Origin of the sequence: Pseudactinotalea terrae, assembly GCF_009733845.1 — a bacterium.
In the GTDB taxonomy this organism is placed as follows: domain Bacteria; phylum Actinomycetota; class Actinomycetes; order Actinomycetales; family Beutenbergiaceae; genus Pseudactinotalea; species Pseudactinotalea terrae.
In genome coordinates, this window is sequence record NZ_WNXZ01000008.1 from 17426 (window position 1) to 31472 (window position 14047).

The following is a 14047-nucleotide window of genomic DNA, read 5'->3' on the forward strand; positions in this document are numbered from 1 at the left end:
CTTCTACCAGTGCCGGCCGTGCTGAGATCGGCGGCTCAGACGACCTCGATCTGCGGCGCGTACAGGCGCATCACGGCCAGGGCGTTCTCGTGCGCCTCGAGAGTCGACCCCGCACAACCGGACGCGACCACGCGAACGCTCGCCCCGCCGTCGGCGGCCGCGAGAGCGGTCGAGATCACGCAGCAGTCGGTCGACACCCCGACCAGCGTGATCCGCGGCCCCGGTCCGGTGATCGCCTCGAGCTCGACGCCCCACTTGCCGAACGTGGGCCGGGTGAGCACGTGCGGCGCGGCGAGCGCCCGGGCGGAGGGGACGAGGTCGAACAGCGGGTCGTCGGCGGGCTTGTCGGCGAACGGCCAGGCCTGGAAGTAGTCGACCCAGGAGCCGATCCGCTCGGGGCCGGCCGCCGGCACCCAGCGGGTGGTGATGACGCGATCGCCGTGCTCGCGCGCGAGCTCCGCGACCACGGGCACGGTCGCGGCGAACATCGGCGAGCCCCAGGCGGAGGCTGGGTCGGCGAAGACGCGCTGGTGGTCGATCACCACCAGCCAGGGAGCCGCGCTCACGAGCCGGCCTCCTGACGGCGCACCGCGCCGCGCTGCAGCAGCAGGTAGCCGAGGAACCCGATGAGCAGCGCGAACAGCACGCCGAGGTTCGCCCACGCCCAGTCGCCGTCCCGGCCGCCGAGGCCCAGCGGGCCGAGCAGGTAGCCCTGCCAGTTGTTCCACGGTGCGGCGTCGGCGAAGTTGTTGATCACCAGGCCCCAGCCGATCACGGACGCGACCGCCATCAGCGCGATCGAGGTCCAGTTCCAGCTGCCGTAGCGGCCGCGGCGGTCGAACAGCGCCGTGTCGTCGTAGTCGCGGCGGCGCAGCAGGGTGTCCGCCATCGCGATCCCGGCCCACGCAGCGATCGGGACCCCGAGCGTGATGAGGAACGACTGGAACGGGCCGAGGAAGTCCTGCGCGAAGAACACCACCCAGATCGCGCCGACGGTGAGGATGGCGCCGTCGATCGCTGCGGCGACCGGGCGCTTGACCCGCAGGCCGAGGCTCAGCAGCGTCAGGCCCGAGGAGTAGATGCCGAGCACGGCACCGGAGACCAGGGCGAGCACGGCCGCCACCAGGAACGGCACCAGGAACCAGGTGGGCAGCAGCGTGGCGAGCGTGCCGATCGGGTCGGCGGAGATCCCGTCCATGAGGTCGGGCCGGGTGCCGATGAGCGCGAGCCCGTAGAGCACCAGCAGGATCGGGGCGATCGCGCCGCCGAAGGTGTTCCAGAAGACGATCGCACCGCCACTCGCGTCGCGGCGCTGGTAGCGCGACCAGTCGGCGGCGATATTGACCCAGCCGAGCCCGAAGCCGGTGAGCACCATGACGAGCGCGCCCACCATCGCCTGACCCGAGCCGGCCGGGATCGCAGCGGCGGTACCGAGGTCGATCTCGCCGATCGTCAGCACGATGTAGGCGAGCGTGACCGCGCCGGTGACCCAGGTGAGCACCGACTGCAGCTTCATGATCAGGTGGTACCCGGCGACCGAGGCGCCCACGATCAGCGCCGCGACCACGAGCATGGCCAGGACCTTGGTGGTGGTGCCGCCGCCCCACTCCAGCCGCGTGAAGATCGTGGCCGTGGCGAGCACCGCCATGATCGCGAGGAAGGTCTCCCACCCCATCGAGATCAGGTAGGAGAACACGCCGGGCACCTTCTGGCCCGCCACCCCGAACGAGGCGCGCGACAGGATCATCGTGGGCGCCGAGCCCCGTTTGCCGGCGAGGGCGATGATGCCGCACGCCAGGAAGCTCAGCGTGATCCCGATGACCGTGACGATCGCCGCCTGGCCGAAGCTGACGCCGAACCCGTACACGAACGAGGCGTAGCTGACGCCGAACACCGAGATGTTCGCGGCGAACCACGGCCAGAACAGGTCGCGCGGCTGCGCGGTCCGTTTGTCCGGCGTGACGATCTCGATGCCGGTGGTCTCGATGCGGGTGTCCTGCCCGACGGCGGCCGTGCCCTCGGGTGCAGACGTCGTGTCTGTCATGGCGGGAGCGTGGCACACACACGGTTCTGTTGGCGAGGGCTCACGGCCTAGGCCAGCTGATCCGGGTAGACGACGTCGATCTCGGTGATCTCGGCGGTGAAGTCCGAGCGGTTGTTCGTGATGAACCGATCCGCGCCGCCGGCGACAGCGGTGGCGAGGTGAATCGCGTCGGCCGCGCGCAGGCGATACGTCGCACCCAAGGAGGTCGCCAGCAAAGCGATCTGCTGATCCGCCGGATGCAGCTCGAGCCGTGACAGCATGCCTTGGAGCTTGACGTGCTGGGCAGCCTGCTGATCGCGCAGCGGCTTGCTGAGTACCTCAGGGAGCAACATCACCGAACCGATGCCCACACGCTGCCTCGGGTGGTCCAGCCTCTCGAACATCCGCTTGACGCCATGGCCGAGGTCGTGGCCCACAGCCGCGTAGATCAGGACGTCGGAGTCGAAGGCGTCGACCATCAGGGCCGACTGTCCCGGCCACGGCGGATGTCCGCGACCAGCTCCTCTGCGTACTCCGGATCGAGCGCTGCTGGATCCGACAGCGAGAGTGGCCGCCGCCGGGCTTCCTCCATCTCGACGCGGATCTTCTCTGCCATCGCGAACGCGAGATCGGCGCGTCCGCGCCGCCGGAGTACATCCGGGTGTACCACGACGGCGACTGGAGCTCCGTGCCGCGTGATCGTGATCTCTTCGCCCGCGGCCACCCGATCGAGCACGGCGGGCAGCTCCGCCCTCGCCTCGCTGACGCTCATCGTTGCCATCAGTCAATTGTACATCTATGTACATAGATGTACAAAGATCAGGGGTGGATCACGATCTTCATGACGTCCGGGTCGCCGTTGCGCCGCATCGCGGCATCGAGGTCGTCGAGCCCGACGGCGGCGGTCACCAGGTCCGCGACCCTCACCCGGCCCGAGCTCACCAGGGCGATCGCCGTCGGCCAGGTGTCGACGTACCGGATGTGGCCCCTGTCATGGCGGGAGCGTGGCACAACCCGACCCGTGTTGGCGAGTGGTCTTCGCCCCCGCGCCCTTGCGCAATCACACCTCTCCGGGCTCACCTCCGGCAATCCGGCGCGCGGTCGCGAGCAGCTCCTGACGCTCGGCCTGACCGACGTGGCGGCCGTCGACCACGACGGCGTGGATCGATCGGGTGTTCCGGATGTCGTCCAGCGGGTCGGCGTCCAGGATCACGAGATCGGCCACACGACCATGCTCGACCGTGCCCGCCTGCTGCTCGCGACCCAGGAACCTGGCCGGTTCCAGCGTGGCGCACTGCAGAGCACGCAGAGGGGTCAGACCGGCCGACACGAGCAGCTCGAGCTCGTCATGCAGGCTGAAGCCGGGGAACAGACCGGGGCCGACGGAGTCCGTGCCGGCGAGCAGCCGCACCCCGGCCTCGTCCATCGCAGCCACGGTCGCGAGCCGCCACCTGTTCAGGTCGCGATGCTGGTCGGCCTCTTCCTTCGATCGGCCGCCCCCGCAGTAGATGTGCGTACGGAGGAAGTCCCAGGAGTCGGGCGTGCCGGGGGCCATGTACTGCATGCGGGGGTCGTCTGCACGGATGGCCCCGGGACGGTCGATGAAGGCGTGCACCGCGAGCGTGGGCGTGTAGGCCACATCGGCGGCCACCATCCGTTCGAGGATCGATGTCGCCCTGGTGGAGCTGTGGCTCGCGAGGGCGTCCCACTCGATCCGGCTGACCTGCTGGATCCAGCTGCCGAGGTGGAACTGCGGAGTGGTCTGGATCCGCGCCATCGCCGCCTCGAGCCTGTCCACGTCCGACGACGCGGCCGGCCAGATCCCACCGAACATGTGCTCGAAGGACCGCTGGCCCGACTCGAGCTGCTCGAGGAACGGCATACGGTCGGACCGGTGGCCGGCCACGGCGATCCCTCGACGCTGGGACTCGGCGAGGATCGCGCGGTAGGCCTCAGGGCCGAGCCGGGAGTACACCTTGATGAAGTCCGCGCCGCCATCGATCGCCTGCGGCACGGCACGGCGGGCCTGCTCCGGCGAGCTGACGGTGACGACCGGGGACTCCGGGACGTCGGACCACAAGGCGGGTTCACCGTCGAGGAGCGGGCTCGCGATCGTCATCCGTGGTCCGAGCAGTCGGCCGGAGTCGATCATCCGGCGGATCCGGTGCAGGCCGGGCCTGCCCCACATCTCACGGACGGCGGTGACGCCGTTGGCGATGTAGAGGCTGGCGAAGTGCCGTGGGTCATCGGTCTCGGACTCGCTGTGCACGTGCATGTCGGTGAGACCGGGGATGACGTACTTGCCCCGGATGTCATGAACGGTGGCGCCGTGAGGAATCGGCACCTGGCTCGACGGACCCACTGCCGCGATCGTCCGGTCGATGACGACCAGGGTCTGGTCGGGTCGAGGTGGGGCACCCGTGGCATCGATCACGCTGGCGCCGACGTACGCCTGGGCCCTCGGAGACCGGACTGGGGAATGGCTCATTGCGTCACTGCTTCCCGACCCTCGGTGACCTGCTTGGTGGTGACCTTGCGGAGGGTGAACCCGGCACCGACGGCGGCTGCCGTGAGCACCACGGCGCCGACGACCGCCGAGACTGCGAACCCGTGCGTGTACGCGTCGAACGCCGCGTGGAGCAGCCGCTCGGCGATCTCGGGCGGCAGCTCCTGCGCGATCGCGACCGCTGCACCGATCGTGTCGGCGGCCTCCTCGGCGCCCAGCACCGGGTCGGCCGCCATCGTGCTCCGGTAGGCCGTGCCAGCGAGGGTGCCCAGGATGGCGATGCCGAGCGCGCCGCCGAACTCGCTGCTCGTCTCGGCGAGCGCCGAGGCGGCGCCGGCCTTCTCGGGCGGGGCAGTGGTGAGCACGAGCGAGGTGACCATCGTGGCGGTCATGCCGACACCGAGGGTCAGCACGCTGTAGGCGGCGACCAGGAGGCCGACAGGTGAGTCCGGGGTGACGAGGCTGACGAGGGCGAAACCGGTGGCGGCGACCAGCAGACCCAGCGTGACCAGCCGTGCGGGAGGGATTGTGCGTGCGAGGAGGGAGGCGATGGCGACGCCGATGAAGCTGCCCGCGACCGTGGGCAGCATCCAGAGCGCGGCCGCGACAGGGGCGAAGCCGAGCACGGTCTGCATGAACGTCACCGAGAGCAGGCCCATGCCCGCGGTGGCGAACACGACGATCGCGTTGGCGATGATCGACCCGCTGAACGCCGGGCGGGCGAACAGGCTGACGTCGATCATGGGGCTGGCCGTTGTGCGCTGCCGCACCACGAAGAGTCCGGACACGAGGATGCCGGCCGCGATCGCGGTGATGGAGGTACCGTCCGGGCCGTTCTCGGCGATCCCCTTGATCCCGTAGATGACGGCCAGGATCGCCGTCAGCGACAGCGCCGCCCCGATCAGGTCGAACCGTCCGGGCCTCGGGTCGCGGGACTCGCGGATGACGATCGGCGCCACCACCAGCAGCAGGAGCATCACCGGGAGGTTGATGAGGAACACCGATCCCCACCAGAAATGCTCCAGCAGCAGCCCGCCGACGATGGGCCCGACGGCGATCCCGCCGGTGAAGGCGCCGGTCCAGATGCCGACCGCGGTGCGGCGCTGGTTCTCGTCCAGAAACATCCCGCGGATGAGGGAGAGGGTCGACGGCGCGAGCGTCGCACCGCCCAGACCGAGGAGCGCGCGGGCGGCGATGAGTGTCTCGGGGCTGGACGCAAACGCTGCCAGCAGCGAGGCTGCGCTGAAGGCGACGGCGCCGATGAGCAGCAGCCTGCGCCGCCCGATCCGGTCGCCGACGCTGCCCATGGTGATGAGCAGGCCGGCCATCACGAAGCCGTAGATATCCATGATCCACAGGTGCTGACTGGCGGTCGGCGCCAGGTCGGCGCTGATCCACGGCGATGCCATGAACAGCACGGACAGGTCCATGGAGGCGAGCAGGGCAGGCAGGACCAGGACGGCCATGCCGACCCAGTCCCGCGTCGATGCGCGAGGAGCAGTGATCGAGTGCATGCCCGTCACTGTACACACGTCTAATACGCGTGTACAAGACGCGTGTATCAACATGAAGTAGCATCGGGGCATGGGCCAACGTCAAGACCTCCTCGCCGGAGCGAAGCGATGCATAGTCGAGAAGGGCTACTCGCGCACCACCGCCCGTGACATCACGGCGGCGTCCGGTGCGAACCTCGCCGCCATCGGCTATCACTTCGGATCGAAGGAGGCGCTGATGAACGCAGCTGTCCTCGACTCGTTCGAGGAGTGGGGAGCCGCGATCGAGGAGGTCGGTGTCGACGCCGGCGGCGACCCGCTCGATCGGTTCGAGCGGTTCCTCGCGGGCTTTCTCGAGGGCTCGGTCGAGCAACGTGCGACGCTCGTGGCCAGTGCCCAGGCGTTCGCCGAGGCCGAGTTCGTCCCCGAGGTCAGACGGCAGCTCGCCGATACCTACGAGAGAAGCCGCGAGAGCATCGGGGCGATGCTGCAGGGGGTGGAGACTGCCGAGGTCGACGAGAGCGGGCGTCGGCTCGGATCGCTGGTGCTGGCCATCATCACGGGCACCGCGCTGCAGTGGCTGATCGAGCCGGAGGCGACGCCCTCGGCCGCCGACTTCAGCCGCGCCCTGAGGTCCCTCGTCCTGACCGGCGACCGAGGGGGGTGCGAGTCGGGCGCGAGCTAGACCCTGACAACGATCTTCATGACGTCGGCATCGCCGTTGCGCCGCATCGCGGCGTCGAGGTCGTCGAGCCCGACGGCGGCGGTCACCAGGTCCGCGACCCTCACCCGGCCCGAGCTCACCAGGGCGATCGCCGTCGGCCAGGTGTCGACGTACCGGAACAGGCCCTCGAGGCGCAGCTCGCGGCTCTGCACCCGGAACAGGTCGAGCTCGATGCGGTCCGAGCCCATACCGACCATGACGGCCGTGCCGCCCGCACGCAGCGCCCGGATGCCGGCGTCGATGGCTCGTGGTGCACCCGAGGCGTCGACGAGCGCGTGGAAGTGCTCCTCGGGCACCGGCTCCACGGTCGGGTCGAGCACGGCGGTCGCGCCGTGCGCGAGCGCCACCGCGCGGCGGCTCCCGAGCGGGTCGGACACGACCACCTCGGTGGCGCCGAACGCGGCCGCGGCGGCCGCCGTCAGCACCCCGATCGGGCCGGCGCCGGTGACGAGCACGCGTGAGCCGGGCACCACGCCCGCCTTGCGGACGGCTGCGATGCCCACGCTGAGCGGCTCCAGGAGCGCGGCTTCGTCGTCGGACATGCCCTCGGGGAGCTCGAACGCGAAGTCGGCGGGGACGGCGATGTAGTCGGCGAACGCCCCGTGGACCGGGGGAGCGGAGGGGAACTCGACGTCGCGGCACAGGTTGTACTGCCCGCCGAGGCAGTAGCCGCAGCGGCGGCAGGGTCGCTGCGGGTCGACCGCGACGCGTTCGCCGATGCGCGCCGGGTCGACGCCCTGCCCGACGGCGGCGATCACACCCGCGACCTCGTGCCCGAGGATCAGCGGCTCGGTGACAACCAGGTCCCCGACGCGGCCGTGCTGCCAGAAGTGCACGTCGGAGCCGCACAGCCCGACCGATGTCGGCCGGACCAGCACCTCGAACGGACCGGGCTGCGGCGTGAGGGTCTCACGGATCTCGATCCGCTGCGGCCCGTCGAGGAACGCGGCTCGCATGGTCGGGGGGACGGGGGCTGAGGTGACCACCGCAGCAGCCTACGAGGGGCGGCGGCGGCGCGGCGCGAGCAGCCGAGGTGGTTCGCCGAGCAGGAAGTCGAGCAGGAGCGCGTGGCACAGGTCGGGTTTCTCCCAGAGCAGCCCGTGGGAGGTGCCCGGTACGACCGCGAGCTCTGCTCGGGGCAGCGCCCGGGCCGCGGCGGTGGCGTGCTCGATGGTGACCTCGTCGTCGTCGGCGATCATCACGAGGGTGCGAACCTCGACGGCGCTGAGCTCGTGCGTGGTCATCTGCGGTTCCCGGCGGTGCAGCTCGGCCAGCTTGCGGGCGAGGGTGGGGTAGTGCGCGGCACCCTCCGGTGAGACCTCGCCGTAGGACTCGGCCAGGACGGCTTGGGGCTCTGCATCGAGCTCCTCGAGCACGCCGTCCGCCCAGCCGTCGCGGTGGAACGGCGCCGCGACCATCGCGAACCGCTCGACCAGATCGGGGCGTCGAGCGGCGACCCGCAGCCCGACGACCCCGCCGTCGCTGTACCCGAGCAGCCGGACCTTGCCGCCCACGACCTCCTCGACGAGGGCGATCGTGTCCGCCGCGTCGGTCTCGAAGGACAGTGGCTGGTCGTCGTCGGCGACGTGGCCATGCCCGCGGCGCTCGGGAAGCAGCAGCCGGAAGTGGGCGCCCAGTGCCTCCAAGTCGGGCGCGAACGCCCGTGCATCGACGCCACCGGGATGCAGCAGCACCAGCGGGGCGGCCGCAGCATCGCCGAGGTCGGCGAACCAGAGGTCGTGCCCGCGCAGGCGGATCTGGGTGCCCTCGATCGTCATGCCGCGGGCCGCGTGGCTGTGGCGTGCCAGAGCCGGAGCGCGGCTCCGACCGCTTCCGGGCGCTCGTGCGGCAGCGCGTGACCGGCGTCGGCGACGACCACCGATGTCGCGTGCGGGTACGCGGCGAGCAGGCCGGTGTGCTGCCGGTATCCCACCCAGGCGTCCTGCCGGGCGGTCATGACGAGAACGGGGTTGGTGTACTCGGCCGCCAGGTCGAGCGTGTCGTCGGTCATCAGTCGCTCCACCGCCTGCTCGTCCCAGTGACCCAGCACGGGGGCGACGGCCTCGTGGAAGCGGGCAAGCGTGGCCGCCGTCTGGACCACGAAGTATCCGGTGTAGGCCTCGGCGAGCTCTGGCGGCAGCGAGGTGGCGGACCCGTCGTCGGCCACGACCACCGCGGGCTCCATGTGGTGGTCGGTCGAGACCATCGGGCACAGCAGCGCGAGCCCTCGGACCTGCACCGGGCGGCGGGCGGCCAGACCACGGGCCAGGTGCGCGCCGAAGGAGTGGCCGACCAGGGTGAACGGCTCGTCGCCGAGCACGGCGGTCACGAGCTCGTCGAGCGCGTCGAGGGCCGCCGTCGCCGACTCGATGCCAGTCGCGGTCGAGGAACCCATCCCCGGGAGGTCGGGGTACACCCGCCGGCAGTGCGCCAGCACCGGGTCGAGGAACCCGCGGATCTCCTGGTGCGCCGAGTACGCGCCGTGCAGCGCGAGCACCGGCGGCCCGGAGCCCACATCGGCATAGGCGAGGGTGGCGCCGGCGGTGGTCTGCACCGACGTCACCGGTCTGCCTGCCTCTCGGCGAGGTCCGGGTAGTGCACTCGATACCGCGCGTGCGTGGTCAGCGATGCCGGCCGCACCGCGATGGGCTCGAGATCGAGACGGCCCACGCCGTCGAGCAGTCGGATCCCCTTGCCGAGCACGACCGGCGAGATCTGCAGCGCGAGCTCGTCCACGAGGCCCGCGGCGAGGTAGGCGTTGGTGGTGGTCGGGCCACCGGCGATGTGGATGTCGCGGTCGCCGGCGACGTCACGGGCGCGGTCGAGAGCGGCGTGGATGCCGTCGGTGACGAAGTGGAAAGTGGTGCCGCCGTCCATCTCGATCGAGGGGTGCGGGTAGTGCGTGAGCACGAAGACCGGCGCGTGGTACGGCGGGTTCGGGCCCCACCAGCCGCGCCAGTCACGATCCCACTCACCGCGGACCGGGCCGAACATGTTGCGGCCCATGATGTAGGCCCCGGCGCCGAGGATCGCATCGATCTCGGCCTGGTTCTCCTCGGGGGTGTCAAACATCCAACGGTGCAGCGCACCCTCCGGGACGTCCCCGAAAGGCCGCTCCTCGGTCTGGTGCAGGCCCGTCCCGACGTTGTCCAGCGAGATGGACATGGTGGCGACAACGGTCATGACCGGGTTCCGTTCACGCGGTAGTGCATCCCCACCGTCCCGTTGCCGAAACGGTGCTGGTCGATCAGCTCGAGGTCGATGCGGTGACCGCCCGCGAACATCGGCGCGCCGCTGCCGATCACGGTCGGGACCAGGAAGGTCCAGACCTCGTCGACGAGACCGGCCGCGAAGGCCGCCCCCGCCAGCTCGGGACCGCCGATGCCCAGGTCCCGATCGCTGCTGGCCTTCAGCTCGGCGACCGCGTCGGGGTCGAAGGTCCGCTCGAGCCGGGTGCGCGGGAACGTGACCTCGGGCAGGGTCGAGGAGTAGACGACCTTGTCGGTCTCGCGCCACTGTCGGGCGAACTGTGCCTCGGCCGGGTCGGCGGTCTCGATGTCCATCGTGTCCCACGGCTCCATCAGCTCGTAGCTGCGGCGGCCGATGAGCAGGGTGCCGATGGTGGCGTGGACCTCGTTGACGAAGGTGTGCAGCTCCTCGTCGGGGAAGGCGAAGTCGAAGGAGCCGTCGGGCTCGGCGAAGTAGCCGTCGAGCGAGCCGGTCGCTGAGTAGATGAGCATTGTTCTCCTCGATTGCTGGTTGCGATCTGCAACCACTCCGACGCTACCGCGGAGTAGTTGTAGGATGCAACCGGTATGGCGGAGAAACGTTCAGGGTGCCCGATCAACCTCTCGCTCGAGGTGATCGGTGACAAGTGGTCCCTGCTGGTGATCCGTGACATGACGTTCGGGAACCGCCGCCACTTCCGCGAGCTTCTCACCAGCTCCGAGGAGGGCATCGCCTCCAACATCCTCGCCGACCGCCTGCAGCGGCTGGTCGAGGCCGGGCTCATCACCCGCGCACCCGACCCGAGCCACAAGCAGAAGGTCGTCTACAGCCTCGCCGAGCCCGGCATCCAGCTCGTGCCGGTGATGGCGGCGCTCGGCAGCTGGGGGCGGCGGCACCTGCCGGTCTCGCGCGAGCTCTCGATCCGCGCCGAGCTGCTCGAGCGCGGTGGTCCCGCGCTGTGGGAGGACTTCATGGACGAGCTCCGTGAGCTCCACCTCGGGAAGGCCAGGCCCGACGGCGCCCGGTCCGTTCTCGCCCACCTCACCGAGGCCTACCTCGCCGAGGTGGCCCGCGCCGAGAACTAGCTGCACCAGACTCGTGCCCAGATGGCCGGATCCCGCCCGGAACGGGTGAGATCGCGCATCTGGCCACGACTGTGGTGCAACCACGCCTCGCGCGACGCGCTGCGCGAGCACCCCGACCCGTGGTGAGGTGGGCGCATGAACGACAGCGCCGTCGTCGAGCTCACGATCGTGCTCGACGCCACCGACCCCGCCGGTCTCGCCGACTTCTGGGCGGCGGCGCTGCGCTATCGGCGCGCAGGCGCGGTCGGGCCGTTCGAGGTGCTGCTTCCCCCGGAGGGCGACTCCAGACCGACGCTGCTCCTGCAGCGGGTGGCGGAGGCCAAGCAGGGCAAGAACCGGATGCACCTCGACCTGCACGTCGCGGACCTGGACCTCGAGGTCGACCGGCTGGTCGCGCTCGGCGCCCAGCGACTGGGCGAGGAGACGCTCGGCGAGCTCCGCTGGGTCCGGATGTGCGACCCGGAGGGCAACGAGCTGGACCTCGTCCAGGGCTGAGCTGCGCCTCGCCGTGTCAGACGGCGTCGAGGCGTTCCCGGATCTCTGCCGGGAGATCGAGATCCGCCGCGCCCAGGAGGTCCTCGAGCTGGTCGAGCGAGCTCGGCCCGATCACGGGGAGCGCCGGCGCCTCGCCGCCCATCAGCCAGGCCAGCGCCACCTGCGACGGCGTCGCTCCCAGCTCCTGCGCGACCGCCCGCAGCTCGCGGATCCGCGCACGCGAACCGGCGCTGTCGCTGCCCCCGAAGAGCGGCTTGTCGTCCCGAGCCAGGGCGCCCTGCTCCAACGGCGAGTACGCGACGACCGTGACGTTCGTGCGGCCGTCCACGCCGCCCGCGGCCGCGTAGTCGAGGAGGTCGGCGTTCACCCAGTTCGTGCGCGGGGGCACCGGCGGCGGGTAGAGGTAGGAATGGCGTTGCTGCACGACGGCGTACGGCGCCACCCCTTGTCGCCTCGCCTCGGCGTGCGCCTCCGCGAGCCGCCAGGTGGCGACGTTCGAGATGCCGGACAGCTCCACGAGGCCCTCCGCCTGGAGCTTGCCGAAGGCGCCGACGGTCTCAGGGATCGGGGTGTCCCGGTCGTCCACGTGGCCGTAGAGGACATCGATCCGGTCGACGCCGAGGTGCCGGAGGCTCTCGCGGGCCTCACGGTCGACGACCTGCGCGCTCAGGCCCTGGTAGTTGTGCGGTGGCGTCGAGGACAGCGGCTTGCTCCGGTCCTTCTGTGCCGCGCCCAGCTTCGTGGCGATCGTGACCTGGTTGCGGGTGCCCCTGGCGGCGAGCCATCGGCCGATCACGTCCTCGCTCTCACGGCCGTGGCCGCCGACCCAGGCGTTGTAGTTGTTCGCCGTGTCGATGAAGGTGCCGCCGGCCTCGAGGAATCGGTCGAGGATCGCGAACGAGGTGGCCTCGTCGGTCCTGGTGCCGAAGTACATCGCGCCGAGCGCGAGCGTCGAGACCTCGAGAGCCCGCTCGCCCTCGCCGATGGTCGTGTAGCGCATGCCGTGCCTCCTCCTGTCGTGTGCCGCCACGCTAGGTCGATATCGGTCTGGGTGTACTGTCCAATCTCATGCTGGCAAGCCAGACCAATCTGGCGTGGCACACGCTCCTCGACCTCGAGGCCGACGGACCGCTGGTCACCCGGGTAGAGCAAGGGCTCCGCCGTGCCGTGAGGTCGGGAGAGGTGCCGGAGGGCACCATGCTGCCACCGAGCCGCCGGATGGCCGAGACCCTCGGCGTCTCACGATGGGTGGTCACCCAGGTCTACGAACAGCTCGTGGCGGAGGGCGTGCTGGAAGCACGGGTCGGAGCCGGCACCCGCGTGGCGCGGACACGGCCGCCGAGCAGCCCCGGCGGCGAGCGAGAGCTGGCGGGCCCCGTGCCACCACTTCCCAGGCGGCCCAGCTACGACCTCCGACCGGGCGTCGCCGACCTGCGGCACGTCCCGCGCGAGGCGTGGACACGCGCGATGCGTGACGCGCTCGCCAAGGCGACCAACGACGACTTCGCGACCGCACCGGCGGCCGGGCACCCGGCCACCCGCACGGCCGTGGCCGACCACCTCCGAGAGGCGCGGATGGTGGACGCCCCGGCCGCCGCCGTCGTCATCACACGCGGAGCCACCGATGCGATGGGCCGCGTCGGGGCCGCGCTGCGGGCAGCAGGGCACACGCACCTGCTCGTCGAGGATCCCTGCTGGCCGATGCTGCGCGACGTGGCCCAGCGGGCCGGGCTGACCCCGGTGCCGGTCCCGGTGGACGACGCCGGGATCGATGTCGGCGCCCTGGTGCGGTCGGCGGAAGCCACCGGTGCCCGCGCCGCCGTGGTCACGCCGGCGCACCAGTTCCCGCTCGGGGTGCCGCTGGCCGGGGAGCGGCGCGAGGCCCTGCTGGCGTGGGCGCGCGAGGCCGACGGCATCGTCATCGAGGACGACTACGACGCCGAGTTTCGCTACGACCGCCGGCCGGTCGCGGCGCTGCAACGGCTCGACCCGGGCCGGGTGCTGCTGCTCGGCTCGACGAGCAAGACGATGTCCCCGGCGTTCGGGATCGGCTGGATGGTGGCCCCGGCGAGCTGGCGCGAGTCGTTGACGGCGTCCGCCGGGGAGGCGCCGTCGGTCCTCGCCCAGCTCGCGATGACCGAGATGCTGACCTCCGGTGCGTACGACCGGCACCTGCGGGCGGCGCGGCTGCGCTACCGGCGGCGGCACGACACCGTCGTCGCAGCGATCGAGACGTGCCTGCCGACGGCGACGATGTCCGGCCTCGCCGCCGGCCTCCACCTCGTCCTGGAGCTCGGGCCCGAGTCGCCGGACGCAGCGGACGTGGTGCGCGCCGCGGCCGAGCTCGATGTGGGCATCACCGACATGCGGCGGTACGAGGCGGCGCCGTCGGCGTCCTCGCGGCGCCTCGTGCTCGGGTACGGCAACCTCGCCGACGGCCGCCTGCCCGACGCCGTGGCGCTGCTCGCGGCCTGCGCGCGAGCTCGTGGCTGA

At 71.1% G+C, this 14047-nt stretch carries 17 protein-coding genes; 4 read left to right on the top strand and 13 right to left on the bottom strand.

The features are described 5' to 3' along the window. Window positions 1-35 precede the first annotated feature (35 nt). From GPA03_RS19920 to GPA03_RS19950, 7 genes are read right to left on the bottom strand one after another with little or no spacing between them, the layout of a single operon-like run. Entirely contained in the window at window positions 36-566 is a 531-nt protein-coding gene (locus GPA03_RS19920; RefSeq protein ID WP_241681405.1) for a cysteine hydrolase family protein, read from the bottom strand. Beyond that, window positions 563-2044 carry a purine-cytosine permease family protein gene (locus tag GPA03_RS19925; RefSeq protein ID WP_156253819.1) on the bottom strand — a complete coding sequence of 494 codons (1482 nt, stop codon included), beginning with the start codon at window positions 2042-2044 and terminating at the stop codon, window positions 563-565. Before GPA03_RS19925 ends, GPA03_RS19920 begins: the two co-directional genes overlap by 4 nt. A gap of 47 nt (window positions 2045-2091) precedes the next feature. Beyond that, window positions 2092-2502: a type II toxin-antitoxin system VapC family toxin gene (locus GPA03_RS19930; RefSeq protein ID WP_156253820.1), complete on the bottom strand. Its 411-nt coding sequence runs from the start codon at window positions 2500-2502 to the stop codon at window positions 2092-2094. Next, on the bottom strand, window positions 2502-2804 hold the full coding sequence (locus tag GPA03_RS19935) for a type II toxin-antitoxin system Phd/YefM family antitoxin (RefSeq protein WP_156253821.1): 303 nt from the start codon (window positions 2802-2804) through the stop codon (window positions 2502-2504). The genes GPA03_RS19930 and GPA03_RS19935 overlap by 1 nt, the downstream gene beginning before the upstream one ends. Window positions 2805-2842: 38 nt before the next feature. Then, complete coding sequence (locus GPA03_RS19940) at window positions 2843-3034, bottom strand: hypothetical protein (RefSeq protein ID WP_156253822.1); 192 nt, start codon at window positions 3032-3034, stop codon at window positions 2843-2845. A 49-nt stretch (window positions 3035-3083) separates the two neighbouring features. Beyond that, window positions 3084-4511: an amidohydrolase family protein gene (locus GPA03_RS19945; RefSeq protein WP_156253823.1), complete on the bottom strand. Its 1428-nt coding sequence runs from the start codon at window positions 4509-4511 to the stop codon at window positions 3084-3086. After that, the gene (locus GPA03_RS19950; RefSeq protein WP_156253824.1) at window positions 4508-6043 is read right to left on the bottom strand and encodes an MFS transporter; all 1536 of its coding nucleotides are present in this window, start codon (window positions 6041-6043) and stop codon (window positions 4508-4510) included. Before GPA03_RS19950 ends, GPA03_RS19945 begins: the two co-directional genes overlap by 4 nt. A gap of 70 nt (window positions 6044-6113) precedes the next feature. Here GPA03_RS19950 and GPA03_RS19955 point away from each other — a divergent pair, with 70 nt between their 5' ends. Next, a complete protein-coding gene (locus GPA03_RS19955; protein WP_156253825.1) occupies window positions 6114-6707 on the top strand; it encodes a TetR/AcrR family transcriptional regulator in 594 nt (197 codons plus the stop codon). Here GPA03_RS19955 and GPA03_RS19960 read toward each other — a convergent pair. Genes GPA03_RS19960 through GPA03_RS19980 form a run of 5 tightly spaced genes read right to left on the bottom strand, consistent with a single transcriptional unit; the run spans window position 6704 to window position 10486 of the window. Next, window positions 6704-7732, bottom strand: a complete 1029-nt coding sequence (locus tag GPA03_RS19960) for an NAD(P)-dependent alcohol dehydrogenase (protein ID WP_241681406.1) — start codon at window positions 7730-7732, stop codon at window positions 6704-6706. The two genes, GPA03_RS19955 and GPA03_RS19960, sit on opposite strands and share 4 nt — an antisense overlap. 9 nt (window positions 7733-7741) lie before the next feature. Next, window positions 7742-8524 (bottom strand): alpha/beta fold hydrolase, encoded by a 783-nt coding sequence (locus GPA03_RS19965; protein WP_156253826.1) that lies wholly within the window; start codon window positions 8522-8524, stop codon window positions 7742-7744. Beyond that, complete coding sequence (locus tag GPA03_RS19970) at window positions 8521-9309, bottom strand: alpha/beta fold hydrolase (RefSeq protein ID WP_162458446.1); 789 nt, start codon at window positions 9307-9309, stop codon at window positions 8521-8523. Before GPA03_RS19970 ends, GPA03_RS19965 begins: the two co-directional genes overlap by 4 nt. Further along, window positions 9306-9929, bottom strand: a complete 624-nt coding sequence (locus GPA03_RS19975; protein WP_156253828.1) for a dihydrofolate reductase family protein — start codon at window positions 9927-9929, stop codon at window positions 9306-9308. The genes GPA03_RS19970 and GPA03_RS19975 overlap by 4 nt, the downstream gene beginning before the upstream one ends. Beyond that, on the bottom strand, window positions 9926-10486 hold the full coding sequence (locus tag GPA03_RS19980; protein ID WP_156253829.1) for a dihydrofolate reductase family protein: 561 nt from the start codon (window positions 10484-10486) through the stop codon (window positions 9926-9928). The genes GPA03_RS19975 and GPA03_RS19980 overlap by 4 nt, the downstream gene beginning before the upstream one ends. A gap of 75 nt (window positions 10487-10561) precedes the next feature. On the opposite strand from GPA03_RS19980, the gene GPA03_RS19985 reads away from it, so the two are divergent. Both GPA03_RS19985 and GPA03_RS19990 read left to right on the top strand, forming a co-directional pair. After that, window positions 10562-11059, top strand: coding sequence for a winged helix-turn-helix transcriptional regulator (locus GPA03_RS19985; protein ID WP_156253830.1), 498 nt, complete (start codon window positions 10562-10564; stop codon window positions 11057-11059). 135 nt (window positions 11060-11194) lie between these two features. After that, complete coding sequence (locus GPA03_RS19990) at window positions 11195-11554, top strand: VOC family protein (RefSeq protein ID WP_156253831.1); 360 nt, start codon at window positions 11195-11197, stop codon at window positions 11552-11554. A 16-nt stretch (window positions 11555-11570) separates the two neighbouring features. Here the strand turns inward: GPA03_RS19990 and GPA03_RS19995 are convergent, their stop codons facing one another. Further along, window positions 11571-12554, bottom strand: coding sequence for an aldo/keto reductase (locus GPA03_RS19995; RefSeq protein ID WP_156253832.1), 984 nt, complete (start codon window positions 12552-12554; stop codon window positions 11571-11573). A gap of 68 nt (window positions 12555-12622) precedes the next feature. Between GPA03_RS19995 and pdxR the strand changes: the two genes are divergently transcribed. Next, window positions 12623-14047, top strand: a complete 1425-nt coding sequence (pdxR, locus tag GPA03_RS20000; RefSeq protein ID WP_156253833.1) for a MocR-like pyridoxine biosynthesis transcription factor PdxR — start codon at window positions 12623-12625, stop codon at window positions 14045-14047.